Below are 13,469 nucleotides of genomic sequence, written 5' to 3' on the forward strand. Positions count from 1 at the left end.
GATACATGTTTCAAGTTTCATGATTTCTTATGCTCTCTTTAAATACTCCAAAATTAAAAAAACTTATAATCGGCGAGGGCTTGATTAGCGCCGAGGAATTTGATGTTTTAGCCGTTGAAGCCGATAGAAAGAAACAGAATCTGGTTGACCTTTTGATTTCCCGGGGCTTTATAACCTTGGATTATTTTTATACGCTTTTATCAAAATCTTTAACAATAAACCGGATTGATTTAAAAGCCCAAAAAATTGATGAAACAATTTTGAATCTTTTACCGCAGGATTTAGCCCAGTCGCGCCGGGTTATTATTTTTAACCGCGAAGCCGACGGCACTTTGGACGCGGCTATGGAAGACCCCACTAATTTAAATATTTTGGATTTTTTACAGCGCCGTCTTGAAGCTAAGATAAAACCGTTTTTGGTTACCGACGCCGAACTTGATTGGGGATTTTCTTTATATGAAGCGCGTTTAGCCCAGGATTTCAGAAAAATAATTGAAGAAAACGTTGAGGCCTCTCTGCGCTCCCATCTTCGCAAGGAAGAAGAACTGGCCGTAGCCGCCGGCGAACTGCCCATTATCGCTATTGTGAATAATCTTTTGGCTTATGCGGCTTCTGTCCAGGCTTCCGATATCCATCTGGAAATTTCTGAAGATAATGTCGTGGTTCGTTTCCGCATTGACGGTATTCTTCATGAAATCATCAGAATTCCCAAGGCGGCTCAGCCGGCGATTGTCGCCCGGATTAAGCTTTTGTCCGGCTTAAGAGTTGACGAACATTCCCGGCCTCAGGACGGCCGTTTTCGTTTTGAGAGCAGTAAGCAATTCATTGATATCCGGGTTTCGGTGATGCCTACTTTTTACGGCGAAAAACTGGAAATGCGGCTGTTGTCCGCCGCCCAAAAACCTCTTTCTTTTGCCGAGTTGGGGATGCTTAAAGACGATATTAAAATTTTGGAAGAAAATATCAAAAAAACTTTCGGAATGCTTTTAGTTTGCGGGCCGACCGGTTCCGGGAAAACCACCACGCTGTATTCGGTTTTAAATACCCTAAATCGTCCCGAAGTCAATATCGTCACTATTGAAGACCCGATAGAATACAACATCCGTTATGTCAACCAGACCCAGGTTAATCCCGCGGCGGATATCACTTTCGCCAACGGCTTGAGGGCGATTTTGCGGCAAGACCCGAATATTATTATGGTCGGTGAAATTCGGGATGTCGAAACAGCGGAAATAGCCGTTCAATCTGCTCTTACCGGCCACTTGGTTCTATCAAGCTTGCACACTAATGACGCGCCGACCGCTGTTCCACGATTGATGGATATGAAAATTCCTCCTTTTTTGGTAGCCGCCGTTTTAAATGTGATTGTGTCTCAGCGTTTGGTTCGGCAGATCCACCGCGACTGCATTGAATCTTATATTCCGGAGAAAGAAATTTTAGAGGCTATCCGCAAACAATTGATTGATTTGGGTTTTAGCTCGGAAAATATTAAACTTCCAAAAGCTTTTTATCGCGGTCGGGGATGCCCGGCTTGCAATTCTACCGGTTATTCGGGCAGAATGGCTATTTTTGAAATACTTAATGTCACCGATGAAATAAGGAAGTTGATTGTCAGTCCGGATTTCTCGCTTGACGCCATCAGCGGAATGGCTCATAAAGAGGGAATGGTTTCTATGTTTGAAGATGGACTTAAGAAAATTGAATTAGGAATTACGACAGTTGAAGAATTAATGAGGGTAATCCGCGAGTAATATTTTTCTCTATATTTATCTTTTTTATCAACATTTATCTTATGGTCAAACAGATAAAAATAGAGATAATAATAGATAAACATAGATAAAATTAAGAAATAAAAATAATTAACCATGAGATTTTCCTACATAGCCAGCGAGCCTTCCGGAAAAATTGTTGAAGGCGAAATGGAAGCCCAGGGAGTGGCGGAGGTTTTGGAATTTTTAGCCGGCAAAGGATTGAAACCGGTCAGTGTCAAAATTGTCAAGGGAGTCAAGACGGGCGGCGGAGGTTTTTTGAGCGCCACGATTACCGAAACCGATAAAATTTTCATTACCAAATATTTGGGGTTGATGTTGAAGGTAGGCACTGATCTTTTGCAGGCCATTGAGGTTCTGATAACGGATTTTGACAAGCCGGTTGTCAAGATGTTTTTGAGCGAGGTGCGAGCAAACTTGAAAAAAGGCCAGCCCTTTTATCTTTCTTTCGCTAAATATCCGAGATTTTTTAATAAGGTTTTTGTCAATTTGATAAAAGCGGGGGAGGCCTCTGGAAATCTGGATAAAGTTTTGGAAGATATGAGCGTCACTTTGGAAAAACAGCAGGATATTAAAAATCGCATCAAGGGGGTTTTGATTTATCCGATTTTTCTTCTGGCGACTTCGTTTTTCATCCTATTTTTTTTGGTTACCTTCGCTCTTCCGAAAATTGCCAATGTTTTTGTGGGAGGCGGGTTTAAGCCGCCGCTATTTTCAAGGATTGTTTTCGCCGTAGGAGGATTTTTCGGAAAATATGCTTTATTTTTATTGTTCTTTTTGATTATCGGAGGAATCGCCGCTTTTTATTTTTATAAAACCTCCGTTGCCTTTCGGCGCTACGTTTTTAATCTTTTAAATTATTTTCCCGGAGTTCGCGATGTTATTAACAAGATAGCTCTCCAGCGATTTGCCGCGACCCTGGCTTCTTTAATTGAAGCCGGCTTGCCCCTGACTCAAGGGATAGAACTTACGGCCCAGGCGGTTGGCAACGAAGAAATGGCAGAAGCGCTTTTAAGAATTTCCAGGGAAGGCATAACTAAAGGTTTGAGCGTGAGTGATTCTTTCCGGAGAGAAGCGATTTTCCCGCGGGTGGTTGTTAATCTAATCGCGATTTCAGAAAAAGCCGGTCATATTGAAAATGTTTTAAAAACCCTAAGTCATTTTTATGAAAACGAAACTGACACATCCATCAAGTTTATGGTTTCCATGCTTGAACCGGCTCTTTTGATGGGTATGGGTGTCGTTGTCGGAACGATTGCCCTTTCTATAATTGTTCCTATATATCAGTTGACAACCAAATTTTAATCATGGAACATAAAACATTCCAAGATTCAAAAAAAAGCGGCTTTACTTTAATTGAGCTTTTAATAACAATAGCCATTTTGACGACCCTCGCGGTTATTGGCGGCGTTAATCTTTTTAGTTATTCCAGCCGTCAAAGTTTAACCTCGGCCGCCGATGAAATTGTCGCCATTCTCAGGCAGGCCCAAACTAGTTCCATAAGTCAGGAAAGCGGAGACCAATGGGGTGTTCATTTTTTAAATGCGACAACGACCCAGGGTTTGATTCAGCTTTTTCACGGGTCCAGCTTTGCCGCCGGCACCTTGGTTAACAGCCAGGTTTTGCCTTCCGGCGTTCAATTTATTAATCCCGTTTCTGGTACTTCCACGGATGTTATTTTTTCAAAAGTGACTGGTTATCCGAATGCCTCCGCGTCTATCAAGTTGGCTCTTATAATTGATTCTAATACGTCTTCCACTATTACTATCAGCGCCATAGGTAAGGTGTCTAGATTTTAGCGGCGATTAGAATTTTGTTTAATGATTTTTTATTGTTAAAATAATTTTATGAAGAATGCGCATTAAAAATAACAAAGGCCAGGCCCTGATAGAAATTCTTGTCGGTTTGGCTGTGGGCGCTATTTTAATAGGCGGGGCGACTGCGGCGATAGTGGCAATTTTGCGTTCCAATTTGGAAAGTAAAAATTTTCAAGCCGCTTCTTCTCTGAGTCAGGAATTATTAGACGATGCCAAAACGATGGCCGAAGCCGACTGGCATAATATTTATAATTTAAGCAAGGGTTCCGGCACCCAATATTACGTGGCGGCTTCCGGTACAGTCTTGGCTGTTTTTTCCGGTACCACCACAACTCTGGTTGGAAATATCACTTATACCAAATTTTTTTCCATAGAGGATGTCGGCCGTGATTCCTCCAATACTATCGTGGCCAGTGGCGGCACTGATGACCCCTCTACTCAAAAAATCACCAGCCATGCCCAGTGGCCAAGCGCCGGTAAAACATCGGATGTGCCTCTTATTGTTTATTTGACGCGCTGGCGAAATATAATTTCTCAACAGACCAATTGGTCGGGAGGGGTTGGTCAGACGGAGCCAGTTCTTGAATTCAGCAATCAATTCGCCAGCTCCACGGGTATTGATTATTCCTCCAGTACCGGCTCAATCATTATTCAGGGATTTTAAGAGCAAACCAAACTTGCCCTCGAAAATCCCGACTTCGTCGAGGATCCTCGATTTATCGGGACCAGAATAATTTTGCTCCAGCGACAAAATTTTCTTTTCCCTCGTTCCGCTGGCTCTCCGCTTCGCTCCGAGGCCAAGCCCAGCGGAACTGCGGGATATTTTCTCAGACAAGTTTGGTTTGCTCTAAGAAAGAGTTTTTTCCTAAAGGAAGTTTACTATTGTAATTCCACGATCGTGGAATTACAATAGTAGGTGAATTTTATAGTTGACTTTGATTTTTTTGAAATTATAATTTATAGTTCATTTTGATATGGAAGAACAAACAACTCAACCAGAAGAAATTAAACCCGCCTCCGCTGACTCGGCCTCCATAGCCGAAGCTACTTCGGCGAAGGAGGCAGCTTCGGCGGGCAAGGAAGAAAAAACAGAGGACGAATTATCAAAATGCCAAAAAGAAAAGGATGAATATCTTGACGGCTGGAAACGCGCCAAAGCCGAACTTATCAATTATAAAAAAGATGAGGCTAAGCGGTTTGAAATAGTGATAAAGCTGGCTAATGAAGGACTGATTAAAGAATTATTATTGGTTTTGGACAGTTTTGATTTGGGATTGGCATCTTCGGAAAAAGAAGGTTCGGCGCAAAAAGGGATGTACTTGATTCGTTCGCAACTCAAGGATATTCTTAAATCTTACGGCTTGGAGGAAATAGAAACTTCGCCCGGCGAAAAATTTGATATAAATATTCATGAAGCAGTGGCAGAAATAGAATCAGATCAGCCGTCTGGAACTGTGATTGAAGAAGTTGAAAAGGGTTATTTATTAAACGGCCGGGTCATCAGGCCGGTTAGAGTAAGAATTTCTAAATAAAATAAAATATGGCAAAAATTTTAGGCATTGATTTAGGGACAACATATTCGGCGATGGCGGTTATTGAAGCGGGGGAGCCGAAAATAATTGAAAACGCCGAGGGCAACCGGACGACGCCTTCCGTTGTATCTTTGAGCAAAAACGAGGAACGGCTGGTGGGTTTGCTGGCGAAACGGCAATCAGTCACCAACCCCAAAAACACTATTTTTTCAGTGAAACGTTTAATTGGCCGGAGGTTCACCGACAAAACCGTCCAATATGATAAGACCTGGTTTTCGTATGAAATTAAGGAGGGAGCTAACGGCGGCGTGGAAATAAAAATGGGCGACCGTTGGTATAAGCCCGAGGAAATTTCGGCGATGATTTTGCAAAAATTCAAAGCGGATGCCGAAGCCAAACTGGGAGAAAAAATTGATGAAGCGGTTATCACCGTGCCGGCTTATTTTGACGACAGTCAGCGCCAAGCGACCAAAAACGCCGGAGAAATCGCCGGATTTAAAGTGCGGCTTATTCTTAACGAGCCGACAGCCGCGGCTTTGGCTTATGGTTTGAATAAAAATAAAAACGAACAGATTATTGTCTATGATTTCGGCGGCGGCACTTTTGATATTTCCATTCTGGAAGTCAGCGAAGATGTCATTGAAGTAAAAGGAACCGGCGGCGACACCCATTTGGGCGGCGATGATTTTGATAAAAGAATAATTGATTATTTGGTTTCCGAATATAAAAAACAGGAAGGGGCTGACATTTCCAAAGACCCGTTGGCTTTACAGCGCTTAAAAGAAGCGGCTGAACGTGCCAAGCACGAACTTTCTACCGCTTTAGAAACCGAAATTAATCTTCCTTATATTACGACCGATGCTTCCGGTCCCAAACATTTCCTGATGAAATTAACCCGGGCTAAACTGGAAGAATTAGTCGGCGATTTGATTGAGCGCTCCATAAAATTAGTTGATGAAACTTTAAAAGAAGCGAACTTCAAACCCGCGGACATTGAGCAAATAGTTTTGGTCGGCGGCCAGACGAGAATGCCGGCGATTCAGGAAGCGGTCAAAAAATTTTTCGGCAAAGAACCGCATAAAGATGTCAATCCGGATGAAGTGGTAGCGGCCGGAGCGGCTATTCAGGCCGGAATTCTTCAGGGCGAAGTAAAAGATATTCTGCTTTTGGATGTTTCGCCTTTAGGCCTAAGTATTGAAACTATGGGCGGAATCGCGACCCCGATGATTCCGAAAAACACCACCATCCCAACGGCTAAAACCCAGGTTTTTTCCACGGCGGCTGACAGCCAGACGGCGGTGGAAGTTCATGTGCTTCAGGGAGAGCGGGAAATGGCGGCTGACAATAAAACTTTGGGCAAATTTTTTCTTGACGGAATTCCGCCGGCGTCTCGGGGCGTGCCCCAAATTGAAGTCACTTTTGACATTGATGCTAACGGCATTTTGAATGTTTCCGCTAAAGATAAAGCCAGCGGCAAAACCCAGTCAATCAGAATTGAGGCGACCACTTCATTAAATAAAGAAGAAGTGGAGAGGTTGAAACAGGAAGCGGCGCTTCACGCCGAAGAAGATAAGAAAAAGAAAGAGTTAGTGGAAGCGAAAAATCAGGCGGAGTCATTGATTTATCTGGCGGAAAAAACGCTGAAAGAAAACGGCGAAAAAATCGGCCAGGAAGCCAAAGATTCCTTAACGGCAAAAATAGAAAAAATAAAATCAACCAAAGAAAGCGATAATACAGAAGAAATCCAAGCGGCGGTCAACGAACTTTCTCAAGCTCTTCAAGACATCGGCAAAGGATTGTATAATAAATAAATAATGGCTGATTTAATTTCTAAAGAAAGCGGCGGTTTTAATCAATCGTCTGTTAAAATTATCCCTCTTTTATTTTTGGAGATTGTTTCGGCTTTTTTGATGAGTTTTTACTTTCGGCAGCTGATGACCGGTTTTAGCGTCCTGAATTTAATTTGGTTTTCAGCTGGGCTCGCTTTGTTTGTTATTATTTCTTTCCTAGCCGCTTTGTTTGTGAATGAATTACTATGGTCAAGTTTGGCGGCCGGTTTGTCGGTGATAGTCAGCCTGGCGGTTTTTTACGATTATTTTTCAGTGGTTTTGTTGGGATTCGGGTTTTTGATTTTTTTGATTTTGGTTTGGGGCATATCCAGATTAAAGACAGATTCAGATAATACCTTAAAGATTAATTTTTCTCACTTATCAAAAATATTTCTGTCTAAAATAACTTTAGCAACGGCGATTTTGCTTTGTCTTTTTGCTTATTTTTTGTTTTCTGCCAAGGGCGGTTTCCCGATTTCTTTTGAAAGTTTCCGGGTTTTCATACTGAAACCCAATGAAGGAATAATTAGTATTTTCGTTCCTAATTTTAAATTTCAGGAACCATTACAAAAGGTTTTGGCCGGCGTTCTGGAAAATCAATTATCCCAAAGTATCCCAAATTTTAAAAATTTACCGGCTTCAGTCAAAGAAACGGTTATCGCCTCGGCCGTTGATCAGGAATTCGGCGTTAGTTTGACCAAAGCTCTCGGTTATCAGGTCAATCTTAAGGACTCGGTTGACAAGGTTGTTTATGATTCTTTGGTGATAAAATTTGACCAGCTTGACCCAACGGCTAAAAATTGGATATATATCGGAGTTTTTGTTGCTTTGTTTTTTACCATCAGGTTTTTATTCATCCCGATAAATTGGGTGCTTTCTATTTTAATGTTTTTAATCTATCAATTACTGTTGGCGGTCAAGTTTGTCAGCATTAAATCGGAATCAAGAAGCAAGGAAGTTTTCAGTATATAAAAAATTTTCTCTAAATTTGGCATGAGCAAGGATTACTATAAAATTTTAGGAGTGGAACGCAGCTCCTCGGCCGAGGAAATCAAAAAAGCTTTTTATAAGCTGGCTCATTTGTATCATCCTCATAAAGCCGGCAAGGACGAAAAAAAATTCAAAGAATTAAACGAAAAATTCAAGGAAATCAACGAGGCCTATCAGGTGCTTTCCGACAAAAGCAAACGGGAACAATATGACCGTTTTGGAAAAGTTTTTGAAGGAGCGTCGGCGGGCGGCGGGGAATGGCCTTCCGGGTTTGAACAGGGGTTTGGTTCATCAGGTGGCGGCCCTGGTTTTGATTTTGAAGGAGATTTGGGCGACCTCGGCGATTTGGGGGAATTTTTTGAGACTTTTTTCGGAGGAATGAGCGGGCGCCAGCCCAGACGCACTTATCGCCGCGGGTCGGATATGGAAATAGTTCAGGAAATAAGTTTGGAAGAATCTTTTTCCGGGGTTCGGCGGCATTTGGAATATAAAACTTTTATCACTTGCGATAAATGTAAAGGTTTGGGCTACGATAAAAAAGAAGGGAAAAGCGTTTGCTCAACTTGCGCCGGTCGCGGGGAAATCAAGGAAAACCGCCAGACCTTTTTCGGAAATTTTTCCCAGAATCGGGTTTGCTCCCAGTGCCATGGTATGGGCGAAGTGCCCAATAAAATTTGCCTGGAATGCAAAGGTTCCGGCCAGAAGTCCAGCATCAGGGAAGTGGATATTGATATTATCCCGGGCGTGGCTGACGGCCAGATTATAAAAATAAAAGGCATGGGCGAGGCGGGCGAGCGGGGCAGTGAAACCGGGGATTTATATGTCCGGATTAAAGAAAAACCCCATCCGCTTTTCCGCCGGGAAGGAGATGATTTGTATATGTCCCAGGATTTGAAATTCACCGAGGCCTTGCTGGGCAAAAAAATAAAAATAAATGATTTAAGCGGCGAATACCTGAATATTGAATTACCGGCCGGGTTTAATTTCAAAGAAAAATTGAAAGTTGGCGGCAAAGGGATGCCGCACTTGCATGGCATGGGCCGGGGTAATCTTTATATGGAATTTGACCTTAAACTGCCGAAACATCTTTCCGAAAAAGCCAAAAAAATAATTGAGGATTTAGACAAGGAGATATAAAGGGTTTTCTGCAGCCCAGTACATAACGCTTTATGTATGGGCTAGTTAGCAAACTTTTACCCCGCCGATGGCGGGGTGCTCAAATTTATGATAAAATTTATTTCACTAAGGGGTCATAAATTTTAATAAATTTGGCAATGGAAATCATTTTTTTAATCGTTATTTTATTGGTTTTATTGGGCGGCTTGGCGCTGATTTTTTGGTTTTTGAAAAATCGTTTAGCAGTGCCGAAAAATGACGAGCAATCTTTGCTGATGATTCAAAACCAGATTGGTGAAATTACCAAAACTCTTGATAATAAACTTGGTGAGTCAACTAAAAGTATGCAAAGCCAGTTTGACAGCAGTAGCCGGTTAATCAAAGAAATCACCCAGGAACTTACTAAAGTCGGTGAAGGGCAAAAGCAGGTGGTGGATGTCGCAAGGCAGTTGGAGGACCTTCAGGATATTTTAAAGAATCCGAAACAACGGGGAAATTTGGGCGAATACTCCCTGGAACTGTTATTGCAGAATTTTTTTCCTCATAATTACGAATCCCAGTATGAATTTAAAGACGGCACGAAAGTTGATTTTATAATCCGCATTAAGGATAAAATTATCCCGATTGATTCTAAATTCAGTTTGGAAAATTATCAGAGAATTTCAGAAGCTAATGACGAAAACCAAAAGCAGAAACTGGAAGAAGCTTTTAAAAGCGATATCAAAAAACGCATTGATGAAACGGCTAAATATATCAAGCCGGAAGAAAATACGATGGATTTCGCTTTTATGTTTATTCCAAGCGAAGCGATTTATTATGACCTTTTAGTTAATAAAATCGGCGCTTTGAAAGTTAATACCCGCGATTTGATAGAGTATGCCACGAGAGAAAAGAAAGTGATTATCGTTTCGCCAACGTCATTTATAGCTTATCTTCAAACCGTTCTTCAGGGCCTGAAAGCCATGCATATAGAAGAAGAAACGAAGACAATTATTAAAAACGTAGAAGAATTAAGACGGCATTTGATCGGTTATGCCGATTTTTCTAAAAAAATAGGAGTGCATCTGGGCACGACCGTTAATATGTATAATCAATCACAAAAGGAATTCAAGAAAATAGATAAAGACGTTTTGAGAATTACGGGCAAGGTAGTGGGAGTAGAGCCCTTGAATTTAGAAAGTCCGGAAAATGAAGACGGAGAATAAAGTTGAGAAATTTTACGAGCGGCTTGGCAGGCCGTCTGGTGATTTTTCTTTGAAAAGACGCCAGCAGGACGTTCTTTTTGACAAAAAGTGGCTGCGGTTTCTGAAACTATCGCATTTTTTCAGGCATTTGCCTTTTATAGATTTTATTTTAGGAGCCGGGTCAATGGCGCTGGGGAATGTCCACCAAGATTCGGATTTTGATGTTATTGTTGGAGCAAAATCCGGCAGAATTTTTACGGCCAGATTTTTTTGTATTTTAATGTTCGGTTTATTGGGCCGGCGCCGCCACGCTAAGCGTGGCTATCTGCCCCGCTCAGCGGGGCGCCAAAAACTTTCACATCGGGAAGCCGCCAGTAATAAAATTTGTTTTAATCATTTTGTCACTCCGCGGAGTTATTGCCTGAAACCGCCCCACAATATTTATTGGCGGGAACTTTATCAGAATTTGGTTCCGATTTACGGCCGAAAAGAAAAAATCAGGGAATTTTTTGAAGCCAATAATTGGATGGGGGAGCGGATTTACCCCGTTAGAAGTTCAGCTAAGTTTTCGGGTTTTTCAACGAACGAAAGCGAATTCGCCTGCGGCTCCAATTTTTCAAAGAAAAAAGCTTTGTTGAAAACTTCTAACGGGGTTTATTCCGATGACTTGCGCCATGGATTTTATGAGCCGAGTTTTATTGCTTCTATTTTGGAAAAAATGTTAAGCGGCCGGTTTGGTGATTTTATAGAACGAATATTGAAACAAATTCAAATTAAAAGAATTAAAAAAAGCCCGAAAGACAGTTTGGGATTTGAGCCGCGAATGGTTTTCAATAATGATGAACTGGAGTTTCATCCCGACACCTTGAGAATCCATAAATTGCTGTCCGATGAAAAGTAAATCCATTATTCTTGTTGTTGTTCTGCTTTTGGCTCTTGATCTTCTGGTTTGGCGGACAATTATTCTCATCAATCCTTCGGATGATCTGACGATCTATTTTTTATCCGTCGGTCAGGGCGACAGCGAATTGGTTATTTTGCCCGGTGGTGTCAAGGTTCTAATAGACGGCGGACCAAACAATGAAGTGCTTACTGATTTGGCCGCGATTTTGCCTCAGACCGACAGATATATTGATTTGGTGATTAATTCTCATCCGGAAATTGACCATTTTCTCGGCTTGATTGACGTTTTGAAAAATTATCGGGTCGGGACTTTCATTTCCAACGGTCGCGAGGGGACAGCCGATTCTTGGCAGGCCTTGGTTGAAGTTTTGAAGAATAGCAAAATTCCCGCCGTGAGCTTGGCGGCCGGCGACCGAATTCGCTATCGGGAAAATTACTTTGACATTCTTTCCCCGGATAAAAATTTTATCAATAATAAAGATTTAAATGATACAAGCTTGGTGGTGCTTCTTAAAAGCCAAAATCTCAAAGCTCTATTTGTCGGAGACATCGGAGTCAAGCCGGAAAAATATTTAGCCGCTAAATTTGACATCAGCGCCGATATTTTGAAAGTCGGCCATCATGGTTCAAAATATTCATCCATCGCAGATTTTTTAAAAGCCGTGTCACCGAAGATTGCGGTTACTGAAGTCGGGAAAAATACTTACGGCCATCCGACCAAAGAAGTTTTGGACAGATTGGCTTCAATCGGCGCTCAAATTTACCGGACGGACAATAATGGGACCGTAAAAATTGTGGTGGCGAAAGATTCTTCTCAAATTCAAGTTTTTAAAGAAAAATGATAGAATTTTACTAGTGGCTAGCGACTAAAACAATATGGAAAGAATATATATAAAAGATCTCAAAAATTATATTGGCCAGGAAATAACCATAAAAGGCTGGGTTGATGTTCGTCGGGACCAGGGCAAGCTTATCTTTTTTGATTTTCGGGATATGTCCGGTAAGGTGCAGGGTGTTGTTTTGCCAAACGCTTCCAAAGCTCACGAAGTAGGATCAAAATTAAGAACAGAATGGGTTGTTGAGGTGCGAGGGAAAGTAAACCAACGGCCAGAAAGAGCTGTGCAAAAAGACAAGCAGAATGGCGATATTGAGTTGGAAATTCTTGAAATATCTGTGCTCAATAAAGCCGAGACGCCGCCTTTTGATATTTCCGGAGATGGGAAAGAAATTAACGAAGAAGCGCGTCTTCGTTATCGCTATATTGACCTGCGACGAAGCAGAATGCAAAAAAATATACGAAATAGAGATAAATTAATTTCCTTTTTTAGAGATTATATGCACAAAGAAGGTTTTGTTGAGATAGAAACTCCCATTATGATGAAAGGGACCCCGGAAGGATCTCGTGAATATGTTGTGCCCTCAAGACTTGAGAACGGAAAATTTTATGTATTACCGCAATCACCGCAACAATTTAAACAGTTGAGTATGGTTGCTGGTTTTGAGAAATATTTTCAAATTGCAAGATGTTTTAGAGACGAAGACACGAGAGGCGACAGACAACCGGAATTTACTCAACTTGATTATGAAATGTCATTTGTTGACCAAGAAGATATCCTTCAATTAACAGAAAAAATGTTTATTGAAATGGTCACGAAATTGTATCCCCAAAAACATATTACTCAGATTCCATTTCCAAGAATTACATATAAGGAATCAACGGAAAAATTTGGATCAGATAAGCCGGATATGAGAAAAAACAAGGAGGATAAAGACGAGCTATCATTTACTTGGGTTATTGATTTCCCTATGTTTGAGAAAGGAGAAGATGGTAAGTTGTCGGCAACACATCATCCATTCTGTTCTGTAAATGACGAAGATTTGAAAAACTTTATGGAAGGTAAAGAGTTGCTCTCAGTTAGAGCAAAAGCATATGATCTTGTTTTAAATCAATACGAATTAAGCTCAGGAAGTGTAAGAATTCATAAATCCGATGTGCAGAAGAAAATGTTTGACTATCTTGGTATCGGCGAGGAAGATCAACAAAAAAGATTTGGTCATATGCTTGAGGCATTTAAATACGGTACTCCTCCACACGCCGGATTTGCTCCCGGTATAGATAGAATCGTTATGATAATGGAAAATGAGCCGAATATTCGCGAAGTTATTGCATTTCCTAAAACCGGCGACGGCCGAGATTTGATGATGAATGCGCCGTCTGAGATAACAAATGAACAGTTACGAGAGTTGGGAATTAAAATTGAAAAAAATAATATACCTAAAAAATAGGCTTTATTGTGGTATATTTATTATTGAAGTAAGACATCATAAG

Annotated in this window: 12 protein-coding genes; all 12 read left to right on the forward strand. The window is 41.2% G+C overall.

Annotation, left to right across the window (positions count from 1 at the left end; translation table 11 throughout):
• Nucleotides 1-29: 29 nt before the first annotated feature.
• The 12 genes from Q8N22_02720 (at nt 30) to Q8N22_02775 (ending at nt 13,426) form a co-directional block, all read left to right on the forward strand.
• Nucleotides 30-1,751: a GspE/PulE family protein gene (locus Q8N22_02720; protein MDP3052840.1), complete on the forward strand. Its 1,722-nt coding sequence runs from the start codon at nt 30-32 to the stop codon at nt 1,749-1,751.
• A 114-nt stretch (nt 1,752-1,865) separates the two neighbouring features.
• Nucleotides 1,866-3,074 (forward strand): type II secretion system F family protein, encoded by a 1,209-nt coding sequence (locus Q8N22_02725; GenBank protein ID MDP3052841.1) that lies wholly within the window; start codon nt 1,866-1,868, stop codon nt 3,072-3,074.
• 2 nt (nt 3,075-3,076) lie between these two features.
• Nucleotides 3,077-3,568 carry a prepilin-type N-terminal cleavage/methylation domain-containing protein gene (locus Q8N22_02730; protein ID MDP3052842.1) on the forward strand — a complete coding sequence of 164 codons (492 nt, stop codon included), beginning with the start codon at nt 3,077-3,079 and terminating at the stop codon, nt 3,566-3,568.
• A 55-nt stretch (nt 3,569-3,623) separates the two neighbouring features.
• Nucleotides 3,624-4,250, forward strand: a complete 627-nt coding sequence (locus Q8N22_02735; protein ID MDP3052843.1) for a prepilin-type N-terminal cleavage/methylation domain-containing protein — start codon at nt 3,624-3,626, stop codon at nt 4,248-4,250.
• Between the two features lie 310 nt (nt 4,251-4,560).
• A complete protein-coding gene (locus Q8N22_02740) occupies nt 4,561-5,118 on the forward strand; it encodes a nucleotide exchange factor GrpE (protein ID MDP3052844.1) in 558 nt (185 codons plus the stop codon).
• Between the two features lie 8 nt (nt 5,119-5,126).
• A complete protein-coding gene (dnaK, locus tag Q8N22_02745; GenBank protein MDP3052845.1) occupies nt 5,127-6,929 on the forward strand; it encodes a molecular chaperone DnaK in 1,803 nt (600 codons plus the stop codon).
• 3 nt (nt 6,930-6,932) lie between these two features.
• On the forward strand, nt 6,933-7,919 hold the full coding sequence (locus Q8N22_02750) for a hypothetical protein (GenBank protein MDP3052846.1): 987 nt from the start codon (nt 6,933-6,935) through the stop codon (nt 7,917-7,919).
• Nucleotides 7,920-7,940: 21 nt separating this feature from the next.
• Nucleotides 7,941-9,074: a DnaJ C-terminal domain-containing protein gene (locus tag Q8N22_02755; GenBank protein ID MDP3052847.1), complete on the forward strand. Its 1,134-nt coding sequence runs from the start codon at nt 7,941-7,943 to the stop codon at nt 9,072-9,074.
• 137 nt (nt 9,075-9,211) lie between these two features.
• A complete protein-coding gene (locus Q8N22_02760) occupies nt 9,212-10,258 on the forward strand; it encodes a DNA recombination protein RmuC (protein ID MDP3052848.1) in 1,047 nt (348 codons plus the stop codon).
• Nucleotides 10,242-11,138 carry a hypothetical protein gene (locus tag Q8N22_02765; GenBank protein ID MDP3052849.1) on the forward strand — a complete coding sequence of 299 codons (897 nt, stop codon included), beginning with the start codon at nt 10,242-10,244 and terminating at the stop codon, nt 11,136-11,138. Before Q8N22_02760 ends, Q8N22_02765 begins: the two co-directional genes overlap by 17 nt.
• A complete protein-coding gene (locus Q8N22_02770) occupies nt 11,128-11,982 on the forward strand; it encodes an MBL fold metallo-hydrolase (GenBank protein MDP3052850.1) in 855 nt (284 codons plus the stop codon). The genes Q8N22_02765 and Q8N22_02770 overlap by 11 nt, the downstream gene beginning before the upstream one ends.
• Nucleotides 11,983-12,016: 34 nt before the next feature.
• Nucleotides 12,017-13,426: an amino acid--tRNA ligase-related protein gene (locus Q8N22_02775; GenBank protein ID MDP3052851.1), complete on the forward strand. Its 1,410-nt coding sequence runs from the start codon at nt 12,017-12,019 to the stop codon at nt 13,424-13,426.
• Nucleotides 13,427-13,469: the final 43 nt, after the last annotated feature.

This window comes from bacterium (assembly GCA_030693325.1).
Classification (GTDB): domain Bacteria; phylum Patescibacteriota; class Minisyncoccia; order UBA6257; family MFKM01; genus MFKM01.